This window comes from Pedobacter sp. N36a, from assembly GCF_014472395.1.
GTDB lineage: Bacteria > Bacteroidota > Bacteroidia > Sphingobacteriales > Sphingobacteriaceae > Pedobacter.
Map to the genome: position 1 here is coordinate 695,253 of NZ_JACSZW010000001.1, position 18,082 is coordinate 713,334.

The window sequence follows — 18,082 nt, forward strand, 5'->3', positions numbered from 1 at the left end:
ATTCATAGGTATGGCCTGATCAGTATTAAAGCGATATTTAGAAAGGCATTCCGATTCCGAAATTATACTGTACAAAACGATACCGATCTGGCGTATTGAGTTTATCATAATCTTCTCTAAATTTCTTTCCACCACCCAGAAATTTACTAATCACCCATTGATCTGATCCTTTAAACTGTGGATCTTTAAGCTTAAGACCTACATCAAAACGGAAGACAAAGTACTGTACATCATAACGAAATCCCATCCCAGTACCAATCGCTATCTGTTTAGCCAGATTTTTTATTCTGAAAACCGTTTCATCACCCACATCAGTATTTACATCAACTACCTTAGTAGAGTCGTTTATCTTCTTGCGGAGGTTCCATACATTCCCCATATCTAAAAAGACTGCTCCTTTTAATTTACCACCGAAAAACTTATTCACTAGTTTGAAACGATACTCCAGGTTTGCTTCCATGTGCATGTCACCGAGTTGATCCAGACCATACAGTGTTCTACGTTGTTCTTCACTTGGAATTGCAATTCCACGATTATAAGCCCCGGGGCCTAAAGTTCTAGCCTGCCAAGCCCTAACCCCTGAAGATCCACCCGCAAAGAATTGCTTCTCAAATGGCATGTCTATCGAATTCCCATAGGCATATCCTACACCAAGGTTTAATCTGGCTACAAATTGCTTATCCAGTCCCAAACCTTTATACCATCTTATATCCACTTCCGGACGTACATATTGATTAAATTGAACGCCTAAAAGTTTCCCATAAATCTCTTGCCGAGGAGCCATTTCTACACCTGCAAGTTTTGAAAAAGCATAAAGCATATTCCCAGCTATATCCATATTCCCACGGAAATAAATAAAATCATTACCAGTCAGCAGCTTATCAGCATTTAAGGAGTATACATATTTAATACCTAATGTAATGCTCTTCCTTTTCAATAAATCGATGGTGTATTTATTGTTTTTAAGCAGGTCCTGAATATATTGTGAGGTATCTTTATCATTGAAAAGTAGGCTACCAAATCTATACTCAAAGTTGATCGGTGTCACTGAATGAAGTTTAGATTTTGTTTCTATAAATTCATACGTCAAGGAATTTAAAAACACCCTTCTGGAAAAAAAATCCTTTTGCAAAGCGAACACATAACTACTGGAGAAGATCGTATGTGGCATTCCGCCTTTCCCCGTCACGTATTTAGAAAAATAAGGCATCATCAAGCGAGGAACAGTTAGACTGGCACTGACGGAGAAATCCCGTTGGTAAATATCGCTAAAAATAGAGCCGCCCTGACCAACCCTCGATTGTAAACCACCTTTAATCTGAAACTCGAAACGCTCTGTACCTCTAAAAAAGTTATTATTGGTATAAGTATTACTCAGGTTAAATCCAACCGTACCGCCATTAAAAGGCACTTCCCCTTCCACTCTATTACTCATGATTTTTTGAGGAATCAATTGCACAAATGGGCTTACTTTTAACGTACTGTCTTTCGCTTTTTGATAATCAATTTTAACATTTTTAAATACATTCAGCTCATATAGTCTATCAAAAGTGATGTTTTCATTCCTGATGTCATATTGTTCTCCTTCACGTAGGAAATTATAACGCACAACAGGATTTCTTCTGAATTTTTTAGAGAGGTCAGTATACCGTATCCCCTTAAAAATTCGTTTATTTAAGGTGACAGAATCGGGATAACCATCTGAATTTGGGGCAATAATGATATTGGTTTCTCCTATTTTATATTTTGAATGGTGTGATTTATCCAATGGGTTATCGATTAACAAAGTCACTTTCGCTTTACTGGCATTGGTATTTGAGTCTACCAAAAACCTCACATAAGGCTTGGCGAAATCAAAATAACCATTCTCTTTCATCAATTGATAAATCTTATCTCTTTCGAAAGAGAGCGAATCATCATCAAAGCGCATTCCTTTTTTAATACGAGTAAACAGATCCCTCTGTGAGAGGTACAGCTGCTTTACTGCGCTATCTGGGATCTGGAAGGTAAATTCTGAAATTTTAAAGTCCGGCCCGGTATTCGCCACAAACGTGACTTCCGCTTTTTGATCTTTCACTTTAATATTAGACTTCACTTTAGCATTAAAATACCCCTTACTCATCAGGTATTTTTCAATTTGACTGCGGGAAATATCCACAATTGCACTGTCAAGAATTGGCGGTGGGCTTCCCAAAGGTTTGACATTACTCGTCTTATAACGACCGTCCTTGGTATTGAACATATTATAGAGCAACACGTTGATGCCTAACTTGGAAGTCGGACGAATATCTTTTTGAATATAGTTATAAGCCTCCTCTTCGAAAGCTGGATCTATGCTATCAATTTTTACTTTCTTAACGATGGATTGGTAGGGTTCGATGTACTTTGTTGAAGAACATCCTGCCACAAAAACAATAATAAGTAGTAATATTGCAAGAAACTGGACATTCTTTTTATAATTATAGTATGCTTTCAAAATCTCAAATAGGTTTTATAAAATCGTTACATCAAAAAAAGTACCGTAAAGAAAATGGGATATTTATTATTGAAGGTATAAAATCTATTGCAGAATTTATTCATTCTTCTTACCAGGTTCACAGCATCTATTATCTGGCTCAATATCAGTCTCTACTCCCTGAATTACCTGCAAATATAAAGTTATTTGAAGTAAACAGTACGGAACTGGATAAGATAAGTACTTTACAAACACCACAAGGGATTCTGGCCTTGGTTCATCTCCCTAAAAACCAGGGACTGGATACAAAACAGCTCAAAAACAGCTTTTCATTAGTACTTGATGGCATACAAGATCCGGGAAACCTCGGAACCATCATCCGCACTGCAGATTGGTTTGGCTTTAAAAACATCATTTGTTCTCAAAATACAGTAGAAGTGTATAATCCGAAGACGGTACAAGCTACAATGGGCTCATTGAGCAGGATGGAAATTTATTATCAGGACCTTGCACCATTGCTTTCTTCCCCGCCAGTTCCAGTATTCGGAGCGGTATTGAATGGAAAAAGTATGTATAAGGTAGACTGGGGAACTGAAGGATTGGTGATTTTAGGAAATGAAGGACAAGGAATTTCTCCGGAAATTATGGAATTAATCACCGTACCTGTGACGATTCCCAGAATTGGCGGAGCAGAATCTTTAAACGTAGCAGTTTGTGCAGCAATACTATGCGCAGATATCAGCAGAAATTTTCAAAAATAAATTGCATACTTAGATTTAATTGCTACTTTTGCATTCTAATTTTTTAGAAAGGTCGAGTGGCCGAGTGGCTAGGCAGAGGTCTGCAAAACCTCCTACAGCGGTTCGAATCCGCTCTCGACCTCAGATTTACAATAAATAAAAAAATAAAGGGTTACACCATGGCAGTTACTAGATTAAAAAGAAAAGACAGAAGAAATAAGACTTTCGCTAAATTAGATGTGAAAAACTTAAAATTAGCGACTAACATTGAATTAGGTAGCCGTTCTAAACAGTCTACTACAGATCAATTGGCTAAAAACAATGCTGTTCTAGACAAACTTACTGCGAGAGCATAAGTTTCTGTTACCAGAAATAAGAAAGACTTTAGGAGATTCCTAAGGTCTTTTTTCGTTTTTAGCATACTGTACATTTCTTCCCTGCGCTACATAAAATCAGCAAATCTATTCTAAGGCTGGAAAATTTGCCCGGAAGGGAGCAAACCTTCCTAGGCCTTCTCACAGACCTGCTGATTTTCTTTCAAGCCTCAGTATGATGCTTATTACCGCTATATTCTTAAATTATCAGGCATAAAAAAAGCAGTAATGATTGATTTCATTACTACTTCTATTTGAATCAATATATCGGAACGAATTAAGGTTGAATTCCTAAGTCAAAGCCAATTCCCATATTTAAACGAGTTCTTTGCAAATCTTTCTCACAATACCTGGGCCTTCATAAATAAAGCCAGTATAGAGCTGTACAAGTGACGCACCAGCCTCCAGCTTATCTTTAGCATCCTGAGCAGAGTGAATACCGCCAACACCAATGATAGGGAATGCCTTATTTGATTTCGTAGAGATGTACCTGATCACCTCTGTTGAACGTGTAGTTAAAGGCTTCCCGCTCAATCCACCAGCTTCTCCGGTTAATTCAGCCGGACTATTCAATCCGCTCTTATCAATAGTGGTATTAGTAGCGATAACACCAGCAATACCAGTTTGTAAAACGATTTCTACAATATCATCCAATTGCTCATTGGTCAAGTCTGGAGCAATTTTTAATAAGATTGGTCTGCTTGTTGGATGCGTTAGATTTCTTTGCTGTAAAGTATTCAATAGGCTCATCAGCGGGGCTTTCTCTTGCAGTGCTCTTAATCCTGGGGTATTTGGAGAACTTACATTCACCACGAAGTAATCCACTACGTCAAATAAACGATCGAAACATTTGATGTAATCGCTTACCGCATCCTCATTAGGTGTATTTTTATTTTTACCGATATTACCACCAATTACGATGCTTTTATCTTTCAGTTTTAACAAGCGTAACCGCTCTGCTAGCGTATCTACCCCTTTATTATTGAAGCCCATGCGGTTGATGATCGCTGAGTCTTCCTGTAAACGAAACATACGTGGTGCATCGTTCCCAGGCTGTGGTAAAGGCGTTACCGTTCCCACTTCAATGAAACCGAATCCCAGATTACTCAGCGCTTCTACATATTCTCCGTTTTTATCAAAACCTGCAGCCAGTCCAACGGGGTTTCTAAACTTGATACCAAATACTTCACGTTCCAGTCCTTTGATATTGACATCAAAGCTACTGCGCAAAATTGTTTTTCCCATTGGGAAGTGATCATTGAACCATTTTAATTGTTTCACCACAAAATGGTGTACTTTTTCAGGATCAAACTGGAAGAATAAAGGTTTTATTAGACGGTACATGTAACGAATATAGAAACGTTTGGATATAGGACAACGGGTTTGAGATGATGGTATCCTGAGATACAACACCTTCCCTCCCAAAAACGCAAAAATACGCAGTAATGTTAACAATGCAGTAACAATAGCTATAAAATTCATTGCCCACAAAACCGTCTATTTTCTATCAGCGCTCCGAAAAACGCGTAAATCCCCTCATAACACGTATTTAACCCTTCCTATCCCTTAAAAATAAATTACAAATCCGTCAAATTTAATGCAATTGTAGAGCAAACAAAATCGTATTTTTGCAGGCAAATGATTTCAATAAACGACTTAACATTCCTGATAGGCTCCAGAGCTTTATACGACGAGGCAAACTGGCACATTAAACCAGGAGAAAGAATTGGATTAATCGGAGCCAATGGAACCGGTAAATCTACCCTTCTAAAAATAATAGTTGGCGAGTATGGCCCTTCTTCAGGCAGTATTTCCATGTCGAAAGACCTGAAAATAGGCTACTTGAACCAGGATTTACTTTCTTACGATTCACACCATAGCATTTTACACGTAGCAATGGAGGCCTTTGAACGCCAAAATCAGCTGCATGATGAAATTGAAGAACTCTTAAAAAAGATAGAAACAGATTACTCTGAAGAAGTATTGAACAAACTGAGCGATAAACAGCAGGAGTTTGAAGCTTTAGATGGGTATAGCATAGAATATAGAGCCAATGAAATCCTCGCAGGTCTTGGTTTCAGTACGGAAGATCAGCACAGACCATTAAACACCTTCTCCGGAGGGTGGAGAATGCGGGTAATGCTGGCAAAGATTCTTTTGCAGACTCCAGACATTCTTTTGCTGGATGAGCCTACCAACCACATGGATTTACCTTCCATCAAATGGCTGGAAACTTATTTATTGAGCTTTGAAGGTGCCATTGTGATCGTTTCTCACGATAGGTATTTCTTAGACAAAGTAGTGAACCGTATCGTAGAATCCCGCAAAGGAAAACTAACTCCTTATGCTGGTAACTATACCTTCTATCTGGAAGAAAAATCACTGCGTGGAGAGATTCAAAAGGGAGAATTTAAAAATCAGCAGGCTAAAATCAAGCAGGAAGAGCGTTTGATCGAGCGTTTCCGTGCCAAAGCTTCTAAAGCGAAAATGGCACAGTCGAGGATGAAAGCCCTGGATAAAATGGAACGTGTAGAGGATGTTGATGACGACAATCCAACGGTAAACTTCCAGTTTAAGTTCTCTAAACCTTCAGGACGCCACGTGATCCGCGTAGAAGAAGCTTACAAGAGCTATCCAAACATCGATATCTTAAACAATGCAGATGGTTTAATTGAAAAAGGTGATAAAATCGCTTTAATCGGTGCAAATGGTAAAGGTAAATCGACCTTATTACGTATCATCGCAGGTGCAGAAGAATTTGAGGGTAAATGTGAAATTGGTCATAATGTAACCACTACTTTCTTCGCGCAGCATCAATTGGAATCTTTACACCTGGACAACACGATTCTTGAAGAATTGCAGGCTTTCGCGCCTAAGCATACTGATACAGAATTACGTGGAATTTTAGGCTGTTTCCTTTTTACTGGTGATGATGTTTTCAAGAAAATCCGTGTATTATCCGGAGGAGAGAAATCAAGAGTAGCCCTGGCTAAATCTTTAACCACAGACTCTAACTTCCTGATTCTGGATGAGCCTACGAATCACTTGGACATTCAGTCTGTGAATATCCTGATCCAAGCTTTAACGCAATATGAAGGTACTTTTATTGCGGTATCCCACGATAGGTATTTCTTAGATAACGTAGCTAATAAAATCTGGTTTATCGAAGATCAGGACATCAAAGAATATCCGGGTACCTACGCAGAATACGAAGAATGGAATTCAAAAAGAGTCCCTTCTCCAGCAACCAGTATTCCGGTTAGACCTGATAAAGAGGTGAAACCTAAAGCAGCCGTAGTAGAGAAATCTGCTCCAAATACACAGCAGCAGCTTAAAAAGCTGAATGAGCAATTGAAAAAGATTGAAACAGAAATCGCTGAATTTGAGAAAAGTGTGAAAGCTATTGAAGCACAAATCGCTGATGAAGCTGTATATTCAAATATAGGAAAGCTAGCTGAAGCTAATAAAAGTTATACTGAAGCCAAACATCAGCTAGACAATGCCCAGAATAAATGGGAAGAACTGGCTTCCGATATTATGGAATTAGAAGGATAATGATAAAACTAAGCGGATTGTTTTTCGTGCTGTTATTAAGTATGCAAATTGCTGTGGCTCAGGACCAGCAATTTGTATACGATAACAAAGTATATTTACCGGAAATCCGGACGATACAATGTTATAATACACAAAAAGAACAGTCGCTTCCTGTGATTGCTTTAAACTCTAATGAGCTTTTGTACTTCTCTTTTGACAACCTGAACGGTGGCAGTAAAATCTATTCTTACACCATAGAACATTGTACTTCCGATTGGAAACCTTCCCGTCTTTCTCCTTTGGATTATCTGAATGGTATGTCGGAAGACCGCATTACAGAGTATAAATACTCTTTTGGCACCCTGCAGCAATATACAAATTATGCCCTTACTTTACCGAATTACCAGATTAAACCGAAAATTTCCGGTAATTACCTATTGAAAGTATATGAAGATGGCAATCCTCAGAAACCTGTCGTTTCTCAACGGTTTTATGTAGTGGATAAACAAATTGCCATTGGGATAAATATTACCGCTAGTCCGCAGGTTGACTTACGTCGGACACATCAGAAAGTCGATTTTACGATTTCTCATAGCAACCCAATTCAGAATCCATCTCTAGATTTAAAAGCAGTGGTGATGCAGAATGGCATTCCACAAACTGCTTCCTGGAATAAGACACCCACGTTTGTCAGACCAGGTTCCTTGGTTTACAACGATGTAAACAACAATGATTTTCCTGGAGGGAATGAGTTTAGAAAGTTTGACATGCGTAGCTTCCGTTATAAGGCCGAAAATGTAAAAGAAATCATTAGGGACACGACCAACAAAGTGATTCTTTTTAATGATCAAAACGGAAATGTGGCCAAGTTTACCAATCAATTTGATGAAAATGGCAGCTTTTTCATTAGAAATCAGGATGGTCGTGATGCCAATATAGAGAGTGATTATGCCCGCGTTTATTTTACTTTAAATTCTGCTGTTCCCAATACACCAGGTGATGCATACGTGGTTGGTCGTTTTAACAATTACCTCCTTAATGAAGCTAGTAAGCTAGTGTATGACCCCGCGACTAAACGTTTCCATACCAGTATCCCCTTAAAACAAGGGCTTTATGACTATAAATACGTTTGGCTGGATAAACAAACAGGTAAAACTAACCTGAGCACTTTTGAAGGTTCTTTCTTTGAAACGGAAAACACTTATCAGGTATATGTGTATTACCGAAAACCGGGATCCCGCTGGGAAGAACTGATTGGCTTTGTCAATGTAAACACGACTAAACGATAGTCCATACCGAGACGCTTTCCGCATTGCAGAAAAATTCTGCCCATCCATTCTGATCCACAGTAATGGATTCTTTTCTATTGCCTAAGACATCAATCATTGTCTTTCCGATATTTTCCTGCCCCATTTCCATTGCTTTGAATCCTTCCGCAGCATTGCTCATGATCACTGCAATACCCGAATTTTCTTTTTCAGGAATGCCGGCCCTTGTCCAGCCAATACAGTTTGGGAAGTCCAGGTAATCACGCTGCAAGCCATAAGACAGGTCTTTTCTGATCCTCATCATCTCCGGCAATTCGGCTAAAGGAACCAGATTTACTTCTACCAAATCTTCTTCTTTATCTTCGTCCTTATATTTTGCACCATATAAGTCAGTATAGAAAACACATGGAATTCCGTCTTCTCTTAATAAAATCAGCGCATAAGCCAATGGGCGAAACCAAAAATCGATATAAGATTCCAAAGCTTGTAAAGGCTGAGAATCATGGTTATCGACAAATGTAACGGCATACATCGGCTGCGCCTGAACTAAGGTTCCTTCAAATATTTTAGACAGATCATATTGTTCTTTTTCTTCTCCGGCCAGGAAAAGCTGATGGTGAAGTAAGGAATCAAACAACTGCATCCGTCCTTTTGTAATTTCCAAATATTGCTCCAGCTCTGCTACATTATCGATATTCCAATTTTCTGCGACAACAAAAAAGGAAGTATCGAAAGTTTCATTCATGTGGTCCAGCCACTCGATCAGGTAATCTGTGGCGATATGTTTTACGGCATCCAGACGAAAGCCTTTCATCCCACAGCTGTTTACGTACCATTCGCCCCATCGTTTCAGCTCTTCCCGAACGGCTGGGTTTCGAAACTCAATGTCATTGTACATCAGGTAGTCGTAATTGCCAAGTTCTTTGGAAGGCACATCTTCCCAACCTTCACCGTATACATTCTGAATGGAATAGATTCCCGTTTCTTTTAAATCTTCTGCCCAATCTATGCCGCTAAAACAGTCTTTATCCCAAATGAACTGGGAATACTCGCCATTTCTACCTTTAAAAGTGAACTTTGTCCAGGCTTCAATCTCGAAAGACTCAGAAGTAAATTCTACCCTGTCATCTGGATTCACACTCCTCACCATGACTTTTTCCAGTTCATCCCCCCCTGCTTTATGGTTAAAAACGATGTCGGCAATTACATTTACTCCATTTTTTTGAAGCAGCTGAATTGCATTTTGATAATCTTCCTTTGTGCCGTATTTTGTAGGTATCGTATGCTTCTGGTCGAATTCGCCAAGGTCGTACAGATCATAAGGATCATAGCCTACTGAGGATGGCCCAGAATTAGCTTTATAAGCAGGTGGAAACCAGACGCCTGTAATCCCCATCTGCGCAAGATTTTCTGCTTCTTTTCCTGCTTTAATCCATAAGTTGTCGGCTTCATTATAGTACCAGTGGAAGTACTGAAAAAGGGTTTGATTGTCCATATTTTAGGATAACATCAACCACGTACATTTGTTTAAAAAAAACAGGCTCCTCCTGAAATTACTTCATGTATGTTCATTTTTACTTACTTTTGCAGAGATTATGAGTACAAAGATAAAAAGCCCGAAAGAGTCATTCACCATTATGAATGAGTTGGTATTGCCGAATGATACCAACACATTGAACAATCTAATGGGAGGCCGATTGCTCCACTGGATGGACATCGCCGCTGCTATTTCTGCGCAAAAACACTGCAATAGGATTGTTGTTACTGCCTCGGTAGACAATGTATCTTTTAAACAGCCCATCAAATTGGGTGATGTAATTACCATTGAAGCAAAAGTAACACGCGCATTCAATACCTCAGTAGAGGTGAGATTGGATGTATGGGCGGAAAATATTCCATCCGGAGCGCGTGTAAAATCAAATGAAGCCTATTACACGTTTGTGGCCATCGATCAAAGTGGCAGAACGATTCCTGTTCCTGAAATATTGCCGGAAACAGAAGAGGAGATTGAATTATTTGCAGGTGCATTAAGAAGGAGACAACTTCGCTTAATACTGAGCGGTAAAATGAAGGCGAACGACGCTAAAGAATTAAGAGCTTTGTTCTTCGAAGAGTAAAATTATACCTCAATAAATTAGATAGATACTAAAAGAAAAATATGACGACATATACCACATTAATCATTTTGAGCGGACTCGTCATATTTTCTTATCTCTTCGATCTTGTTGCCAGTAAGACCAAACTTCCCTCCGTTTTACTACTGTTATTATTGGGCATTGGCTTACGTGTCCTGGTAGATAAACTCCATTTACACACCTTTGATTTTCTGACCATACTGCCTACTTTAGGTACGGTAGGTCTGATTTTGATTGTGTTCGAAGGTTCACTCGAGCTTAAATATGAAAAGGAAAAGAATAAACTGATCAAAGGCGCATTTTTCTCCGCTTTTTTTGTGCTGTTAGCTACCGTATCCGTGATCACCTTCATCATTTATCAAATCACCGGAAAAGAGCTGTATGTTTGTTTTACAAATGCGATCCCATTCAGTGTGATCAGCTCGGCTATTGCCATTCCCTCCGCAGCCGCGTTAAGTAAAAAAAGTAAGGAGTTCATCATTTATGAATCTTCCTTTTCAGATATTTTAAGCATTATTCTTTTCAATTTTGCCATTACCAATCCGCACATTTCATTGTCTTCTTTTGCAGGATTAGGGCTAAATACTTTATTAATTATTGTCTTATCGGCGATTTCATGTATTACCCTGCTGTATTTAATGGGGAGAATTTCGCACCATATTAAGTTTTTCCTGATCATTTCTATTCTGATCCTGGTGTATGCAATAGGACAGTCTTATCATTTGTCTTCATTAGTACTCATTCTGGCTTTCGGATTGTTCTTAAACAATGCAGACACCATTAAACATGCCTATTTCAGGAGTGTTTTTATCTATAAAAACTTATCAAATGATCTAACACAGCTGTACCAGCTTTCTGCAGAAAGTGCGTTCATTATCCGTACGTTTTTCTTTGTGATTTTTGGCTTTACAATGAATATCTACGCTTTGAATGATGCGCCAGTCATTGCCAATGGATTGATCATTTTAGCGACTATCTTTATCATCCGCTTCGCTTACCTGAAGATCTTCAGAAAAGAAAATAGTGGTTCGGAAAGCTTTATTGCTCCTAGAGGTTTGATTAGTATTCTGCTTTACTTTAACCTGCCTCCAGCATTAAAAATACCAGAGGTAGGCACGGCTTTCCTGTTCCTTGTCGTACTTGGATCCAGCCTGATTATGAGTGTCGGATTGCTAGCTGCGAAGAAAGTTATCCATACTGCAGAAGATAAGGCTCATTAAACAGACCCCATTTCCAGGATTTTGTCAAACTCTTCCGCTTTCAGTGGCATCACCGATAAACGTCCTTGTCTGACTAATGAAATGTCTTGTAAGCTTTCTTCTGCTTTGATTTGTTCTAAGGATACCGGTGTTTTTAAAGCCTCTACTGGTGCTAAATCTACTACTACCCATTTAATATCATCCGTAGTCGGATCCTGATAAAATTCCTTTACTACTTTGGCAATTCCGACTACATTTTTACCTTCATTACTATGGTAAAACAGCACAAAATCACCTTCTTTCATAGCTTTCAGGTTGTTGCGTGCCTGGTAATTCCTTACACCATCCCAAAAGGTACGGCCATCTTTGTTAAACTGATCCCAACTGTATTTAAACGGTTCACTTTTTACTAACCAAAATTGTGTGTTTTTCATGTTTTAAAGGGGTATTTTTCTTAATCGTTGACAAAACCGTTGACAAATTACTATTAATTTCTTTATAGATTTAAACATCGAACGGTATAAATGATGGATAAAAAGTCTACAAATATCTTCTTAAAAGAGTGAAACGGAATTGAATTTTTACTCTCAATCCCTACAAAAGTAACAAACAGTAACAAACCTTTCACCTATTTTTATTTCCAAGCCCCAACTCAATGGGGATAAATCAGTTAGGATCAGAAAAGGTAGGTACAGGTGGTGTTAAGGATTCAACGAATAAAATGAAAAGTTAGCACCATCACAGTCATAGACATAGATAACTGAGAATCCATGCACTGAACACAGCAGCAATTCTTGATTTCAAAGAAATTTTCCCTGATAGTGATCGGGAAGTGGTCGGGAAGTGTTCGGGAAGAGAAGGGCCTTATAATAGAGAGCCGAAGGGGTTCGCTTAGGGTCCATGTAGGGTTGCCATAGTCTCTGCTATCCAGATACTAACTGAACCTATTCCTCCGGCTAAAGACCATGTGGTCTCTTCCCGACCACTACTACACCTCATACCCTGCCTCAACCAGGGGCAAATCAGCAGTAGCATTGTTTTTAGAATATCCACTTCAGAATCAAATAAATCATCGTGAACTAATTGCTGAACATCAAAAAGCGTTAAAAAACAACAAAATATTGATGTAAAAATAATTAATTGAAAATCAGTTACACAAATCAGTATATTATCTATATTTGACAATATCAATAATTTTTACCTAAAACAGCTTTATATTATCGGTAATTTAAATCCCTAATATCTGTGAAAATAAACTATACCCATTCTTTTCCTTCTAAATTAATCGGATCGTGTTTTATGATACTACTCTTAATTGCAGGAGGTTGTAAGAAAGATATGAAAATTATGCCCCCCAAACCTGTAACCCCGACCTAAATTACAAAGTACCTACCAGACCTCCACCCAAAGGTAAACAATGGCTCTCACCATGTCCTCCTCCTATCGTTAAAGAACCATTAGAGGAAAAAAGAGAGGTAAAAATGAGGTTGAAGACCCTTGTCTAAATGAGGCTGTTGAAACCGCAAAAAATGCAAAAAATACAATAAAAGATATGCTTAATAACACATTTAGTGGTAACAAAATACCCAAAAGGTTTAGATGGAATAATGTCAATTGGAGATGGTCATTCTAAAATGGCCGATGAGTATATAGATTTGTTGACTGGATCTTTAAGGGTTGCATTCCCATCATTGAGCCTAAAGGATGCATGGGGTTTATCTTGGGGCGGCTTACAGTTTACCTCATTTTATAAGACTAAACTAAGTGATGGTGAAAGAGCGGAGATTGAAGATATCAATGAACAGCATAAAAAGTCGACTTCTAGTTCAAAAAGAAGAGGCGTCTTTTGTGAGTAAACTTAAAACAATGAAATTATACCTAACCATTTGCTCATTTCTGATGCTAAATTGCCTATTTGGCAACGCGCAGGACAGCCTCAGTATTAATATTATTCCAAATAAAAAAGCACTAGATATACGTCTTCCAATAATAAAAACTATCGGAGGGCATCTTAATGCTAACCTTTTATTTAAAACCCCTAAACATCAAGCTTTTATTATTTCTATCGCAATAGCTTTTGATCAGCTTGGAAAAATAGATACCGTATATTTTTCTAAGGATATGTCCAGTTGCATACTTGAGACGATCAAACCTGACCGCGGACTAGTTAAAAAAATAAAAGAGTTAAGATTAATCTCTAAGGAATATTCCTCAAAAATAATTGTTTTTCCAATTTTATTCCGAAGACAAGACGATCAAAAAATAGATAACTTGACTGATTTTTTAAATAGTTTTGAGAATTTATGGCCTAGCTTCAACGCATTAGAGAAAAGACCTATTATACTTTTAAAACCCTTTATAAATTCATATCGTGAGGTTCATTAAACCTTTGATTTGATATCAATATCTTAAATGTTCAAAATCTTCTAATAAAATAGACCCACCGCATCAACAGAGTGGGAACTCCTCCAATGAGCTTAACGATCTGATACTGTAGTAAATCTCGAAATAAAGAAAGAATATTTCTAAGTAATAAACTTTCGCAGTTCCTGGAATTTAATATATTTATATGATAAAAAAAATGCTCTTAATTTTTGTTGCAGTATTAAGCCTTTCGGCCTGTACTAAAAAAAAGCCCTTTGAATCTATAAAATCAGGCATGACTACAGCCAAGGTAACTGAATTGGTTGGTGAACCCACACAGAGAATGCCAATGATGATCGCGGAATGGTGGGTATACCCCATGATAATAAAATGATTATTATGGTAAATGATACTGTATCAAAAGTTGTGATCGATTTAAAGTCAGTACAAGACAGTATGCAGTAGGTAACCGGAGACTTAAAAAATCTGGAACATCAAATGGACAGCATGCAAACCCAATTGCAAAGTCAATTAGATAGCTTAAAATAATACAGAAGGTGCTGTTTAAATCTTTGGAGGCAAGCAGTACCTATCTAATCTTTGTATACTTTTTCCTTGCAAACCTGATTTAATACCTCCTGTAACTCTTCAGGTTTATGCGTGCCAATTAAGAGTTTCTGATCATTGTTAAATTCCAGTTGTAAACCTTTGTTTCCGGAAACATTCAGGGCTCGTCCATTTCCCATCAGCCCGTATCTGATGCCCCAGCCACCATACTCCATAATCGGACTATATTTTCTCACATAAGCCTTATTGATACTTTCCCAGGGATAAAACCGGAAGGATAAATGAAAAGGATAAAACCGGACATTAATTCCTTTATCGCTAATTTGTGTCTCTAAGCGAAGAATAAAAAAGAAAGCGGTGATCAATAAGGATACCGTAACTGAGATCACTAAAGCAGTATTACTCATCGGATGATCACCAAACTGTTTCATGAAGATGAGTTGTCTGAAAGCTCCTGTTAGAAAGAGCCCGTTCATGATCAGAAAAATCAACCACAGCCACCACTGCCTGAACCTTTGTTTCTCGGAAAAAATAATACTCTCCCCCATTATTTCATCTGTTATTCTGTATGAATTAGATCTTTTAAGATTGCTTCAATCATTTTTAAGCTATAGAACAGCTTTCTAATCACCAATTTAGCGATAAACATTTACAATAAGTATTAAAAAAACAAAAGCTCAATCATTTCAAATTCTATATTTGTGCAAACGATTATAAAAATACCTTTCGGTAAAATTACATCCACCACAAATGGAAACCATCAAACAGATCATCACCAATATTTCGCCCCTTGCCGACCATTCTTTAGAGAGGCTGGCCGATCTTTTTGTGGAAATTCATCACCCTAAAGGCCATTTATTATTCCGTCAGCATGAAGTGGACCGCACCGTATATTTCATAAAATCGGGTATGGCAAGAGCGTATTATCGTACTGAAGAATCTGATGTAACGTTTTGGTTTGGCAAGGAAGGAAACTCTGTTTTTTCTTACAATAGTTACATCAATCAAACACCAGGTTATGAAAGTATTGCATTATTGGAAGATACCACGCTGTATCGCATAGACCATCATCAGTTGGAAACCTTATATGCCACTGATATTGCCATTGCCAACTGGGGAAGAAAACTGATAGAAAAAGAGATCATTCTGGTTGAGGAACGTCTAATTTCCAGACTACTGCTCAATGCCAGTGAACGTTATAAAAATCTGATGGACCATTACCCTGAGCTGCTGCAGCGCGTACAGCTAAATTATATAGCTTCCTACCTCGGCATCACACCAGTTTCTTTAAGTAGAATCAGGGCTGAAATCAGGTAATCATTAAACAACTTGATTTCTTATCATTTGTTTAGCCCATTTTTATGCTCAAATGCGGAAATTTGTCCTAACATTTACCGAAGCCTGAAATTACAGTAGCCGGTAATAAACAACAATAAAATGAACTGGATATTTTTAATTCTTGGCGGTCTTTTTGAAATCGCCTTCGCTTCCTGCCTAGGAAAAATGAAAGAAACTACTGGCAACGCGACACTAATGTGGGGTGCAGGTTTCTTAGTCTGTCTGACGATCAGTATGGGTCTGCTACTTAAAGCAACGCAAACACTTCCTATTGGAACTGCGTATGCGGTGTGGACAGGTATTGGAGCTGTAGGAACTGTATTAGTTGGTATTTTTGTCTTCCATGAACCAGCTACCTTTTGGCGTATTGTGTTCATCACCACACTAATTTGTTCGATTATCGGATTAAAAGCAGTTTCTTCTCACTAAGCAATTAAGAAAAAGATAATCACAAGAAAAGGATGGCTTTGCCATCCTTTTTTATAACTAGGTAATCTCTGTTTGGTATTTAATTCGCTGCTTAAACCATTACATTAAGAGCTAATGCAGCATTTTAAATAGCAGCTCTTTCAGTAATTCCCCATCAGTAATATTCCCTGTACTGTCTACACCTTTGCTTTTAAGATCATATTCTCTCAATAGGCTGATGATGTCGAATGTTTTATTCAGGTTATAACTGCGTGATGCGGTTTCGTAATCCTTGATAAAGTAAGGATTTACGCCCAGTTCTTTCGCCGCTTCGGCTTTATTCGGGAGATAATGATACTTGAGAATTTTTGAAAAATAGGCGTTCAGGTTGGCCATCACCATTACCATTGGGTTCGCTTTAGGATTGTCGGCGAAGTAATTAATGATCTGGTTACATTTCAGTACATTTCTTACTGCCAGCGCCTTTTGCAGTTCAAACACATTATATTCTTTACTGATCCCTATATTTCGTTGAATCAGATCCGTATCTATGGTCACTTCTCTACCAATATTGAGCAGTAGTTTTTCCACTTCATTGGCGATCTTGGAAAGATCAGCACCCAAGTACTCTGCCATCAGCGCCGAGGCCTGAGGAGCAATCTTATAACCTTTCTCTTTTACAAAATCTTCTATCCAGGCCGCTAATTTATAATCGCGTACCAAATCCGATTGAAAAATCACTCCATTTTTATCGATGGACTTATAGATTTTCTTTCGCTTATCAAAATTGGCGTATTTGTATCCCAAAACCAGAATCGTGCTGGGCAGGGGTTTCTCAAAATAGCTTTGTACAAACTCTGCCTCCTTGCTGCTTCCCTCCGCTTCCTTGGCCCATTTAAGGTCCTGTGCTTCCTTCACCACTATCAATTGATAGTCTGACATCATTGGATAGCGCTTCGCCGCATTCATGATCGTAGCCATGTCTGTGTCCTTTCCATATAAAACGGTCTGGTTGAATCCTTTTTCCATATCGCTCAGCACATTTTCCTCCATATAATGGATAATCTGGTCGATATAATAAGGCTCTTCCCCATGTAATAGGTAAACAGGCTTAAACTTTCTGGCTTTAATGTCTTTGATTATATTGGCAACACTCATATATTTATCCAAATGTAACGGCTAAAAACTAATTATTAAAGGTTATTTTTGCACAAATGGCATTTAACCCCACAGCGCTGAACCTTCCGCAGTATCCTTTTAAAATTACACTCAAGGATAACAAGCACTTTATTTTCGACGAAGTGCGTAAGAAACACCTGGTTCTGACTCCAGAAGAATGGGTGAGACAGCATTTCATTCAGTATCTTATCTTAATCAAAAAATTCCCAAGAACACTGATCCAAATCGAAGGAGGACTAAACCTCAACCAGCTTAGGAAAAGAAGTGACATCGTTATTTTTAACACTTCCGGTGAACGAATTATGGTGATAGAATGTAAAGCTCCTGCGGTAAACATTACTCAGGCAGTTTTTGATCAGGCTTCCAGGTACAATTCTGTTCATAAAGCAAAATGGCTGGTGGTGACGAATGGCCTAAAACATTGCTATGCCCTGATCGATCATCTGGCAGAAAACTTCCAATTTATTGAGGAATTACCAGAATATCAGCAGCTCTAAGAAAAAAACATAATGATCATTCAA

Annotated in this window: 17 protein-coding genes and 1 tRNA gene; 12 read left to right on the plus strand and 6 right to left on the minus strand. The window is 38.2% G+C overall.

Annotated elements, in window-relative coordinates:
• Window positions 1-37: 37 nt before the first annotated feature.
• The gene (locus H9X96_RS03260; protein WP_187664885.1) at window positions 38-2,476 is read right to left on the minus strand and encodes a BamA/TamA family outer membrane protein; all 2,439 of its coding nucleotides are present in this window, start codon (window positions 2,474-2,476) and stop codon (window positions 38-40) included.
• Between H9X96_RS03260 and H9X96_RS03265 the strand changes: the two genes are divergently transcribed.
• The 3 genes from H9X96_RS03265 (at window position 2,467) to H9X96_RS03275 (ending at window position 3,551) form a co-directional block, all read left to right on the plus strand.
• Complete coding sequence (locus H9X96_RS03265; protein ID WP_187664886.1) at window positions 2,467-3,216, plus strand: RNA methyltransferase; 750 nt, start codon at window positions 2,467-2,469, stop codon at window positions 3,214-3,216. The genes H9X96_RS03260 and H9X96_RS03265 overlap by 10 nt on opposite strands.
• A 50-nt stretch (window positions 3,217-3,266) precedes the next feature.
• Window positions 3,267-3,337 (plus strand) — tRNA-Cys (locus H9X96_RS03270).
• A gap of 37 nt (window positions 3,338-3,374) precedes the next feature.
• Window positions 3,375-3,551, plus strand: coding sequence for a hypothetical protein (locus H9X96_RS03275; RefSeq protein ID WP_062550053.1), 177 nt, complete (start codon window positions 3,375-3,377; stop codon window positions 3,549-3,551).
• A 333-nt stretch (window positions 3,552-3,884) separates the two neighbouring features.
• Here H9X96_RS03275 and H9X96_RS03280 read toward each other — a convergent pair whose 3' ends face one another.
• Window positions 3,885-4,913: a quinone-dependent dihydroorotate dehydrogenase gene (locus H9X96_RS03280; protein ID WP_187664887.1), complete on the minus strand. Its 1,029-nt coding sequence runs from the start codon at window positions 4,911-4,913 to the stop codon at window positions 3,885-3,887.
• Window positions 4,914-5,207: 294 nt separating this feature from the next.
• On the opposite strand from H9X96_RS03280, the gene H9X96_RS03285 reads away from it, so the two are divergent.
• Together H9X96_RS03285 and H9X96_RS03290 are read left to right on the plus strand one after the other, a co-directional pair.
• Window positions 5,208-7,124, plus strand: a complete 1,917-nt coding sequence (locus H9X96_RS03285) for an ABC-F family ATP-binding cassette domain-containing protein (RefSeq protein ID WP_187664888.1) — start codon at window positions 5,208-5,210, stop codon at window positions 7,122-7,124.
• Window positions 7,124-8,392, plus strand: coding sequence for a DUF5103 domain-containing protein (locus H9X96_RS03290; RefSeq protein WP_187664889.1), 1,269 nt, complete (start codon window positions 7,124-7,126; stop codon window positions 8,390-8,392). Before H9X96_RS03285 ends, H9X96_RS03290 begins: the two co-directional genes overlap by 1 nt.
• Here H9X96_RS03290 and H9X96_RS03295 read toward each other — a convergent pair.
• Window positions 8,382-9,866 carry an alpha-amylase gene (locus H9X96_RS03295; protein ID WP_187664890.1) on the minus strand — a complete coding sequence of 495 codons (1,485 nt, stop codon included), beginning with the start codon at window positions 9,864-9,866 and terminating at the stop codon, window positions 8,382-8,384. The genes H9X96_RS03290 and H9X96_RS03295 overlap by 11 nt on opposite strands.
• Before the next feature lie 100 nt (window positions 9,867-9,966).
• On the opposite strand from H9X96_RS03295, the gene H9X96_RS03300 reads away from it, so the two are divergent.
• Window positions 9,967-10,488 carry an acyl-CoA thioesterase gene (locus tag H9X96_RS03300; RefSeq protein ID WP_187664891.1) on the plus strand — a complete coding sequence of 174 codons (522 nt, stop codon included), beginning with the start codon at window positions 9,967-9,969 and terminating at the stop codon, window positions 10,486-10,488.
• Window positions 10,489-10,529: 41 nt separating this feature from the next.
• Entirely contained in the window at window positions 10,530-11,726 is a 1,197-nt protein-coding gene (locus H9X96_RS03305) for a cation:proton antiporter (RefSeq protein WP_187664892.1), read from the plus strand.
• Here H9X96_RS03305 and H9X96_RS03310 read toward each other — a convergent pair.
• Entirely contained in the window at window positions 11,723-12,139 is a 417-nt protein-coding gene (locus H9X96_RS03310; RefSeq protein ID WP_187664893.1) for an EVE domain-containing protein, read from the minus strand. The two genes, H9X96_RS03305 and H9X96_RS03310, sit on opposite strands and share 4 nt — an antisense overlap.
• A 1,173-nt stretch (window positions 12,140-13,312) precedes the next feature.
• On the opposite strand from H9X96_RS03310, the gene H9X96_RS03315 reads away from it, so the two are divergent.
• Both H9X96_RS03315 and H9X96_RS03320 read left to right on the plus strand, forming a co-directional pair.
• On the plus strand, window positions 13,313-13,561 hold the full coding sequence (locus H9X96_RS03315) for a hypothetical protein (RefSeq protein ID WP_187664894.1): 249 nt from the start codon (window positions 13,313-13,315) through the stop codon (window positions 13,559-13,561).
• A gap of 10 nt (window positions 13,562-13,571) precedes the next feature.
• Window positions 13,572-14,090 (plus strand): hypothetical protein, encoded by a 519-nt coding sequence (locus H9X96_RS03320; RefSeq protein ID WP_187664895.1) that lies wholly within the window; start codon window positions 13,572-13,574, stop codon window positions 14,088-14,090.
• 572 nt (window positions 14,091-14,662) lie between these two features.
• Here the strand turns inward: H9X96_RS03320 and H9X96_RS03325 are convergent.
• Complete coding sequence (locus H9X96_RS03325; RefSeq protein WP_187664896.1) at window positions 14,663-15,112, minus strand: hypothetical protein; 450 nt, start codon at window positions 15,110-15,112, stop codon at window positions 14,663-14,665.
• Between the two features lie 274 nt (window positions 15,113-15,386).
• On the opposite strand from H9X96_RS03325, the gene H9X96_RS03330 reads away from it, so the two are divergent.
• Entirely contained in the window at window positions 15,387-15,953 is a 567-nt protein-coding gene (locus H9X96_RS03330; RefSeq protein WP_187664897.1) for a Crp/Fnr family transcriptional regulator, read from the plus strand.
• Between the two features lie 120 nt (window positions 15,954-16,073).
• On the plus strand, window positions 16,074-16,403 hold the full coding sequence (locus H9X96_RS03335) for a multidrug efflux SMR transporter (protein WP_062550068.1): 330 nt from the start codon (window positions 16,074-16,076) through the stop codon (window positions 16,401-16,403).
• 111 nt (window positions 16,404-16,514) lie between these two features.
• Here the strand turns inward: H9X96_RS03335 and holA are convergent, their stop codons facing one another.
• Window positions 16,515-17,540 carry a DNA polymerase III subunit delta gene (gene holA, locus H9X96_RS03340; RefSeq protein WP_187664898.1) on the minus strand — a complete coding sequence of 342 codons (1,026 nt, stop codon included), beginning with the start codon at window positions 17,538-17,540 and terminating at the stop codon, window positions 16,515-16,517.
• A gap of 56 nt (window positions 17,541-17,596) precedes the next feature.
• On the opposite strand from holA, the gene H9X96_RS03345 reads away from it, so the two are divergent.
• On the plus strand, window positions 17,597-18,058 hold the full coding sequence (locus tag H9X96_RS03345; RefSeq protein ID WP_187664899.1) for a type I restriction enzyme HsdR N-terminal domain-containing protein: 462 nt from the start codon (window positions 17,597-17,599) through the stop codon (window positions 18,056-18,058).
• The last annotated feature ends 24 nt before the right edge of the window (window positions 18,059-18,082 follow it).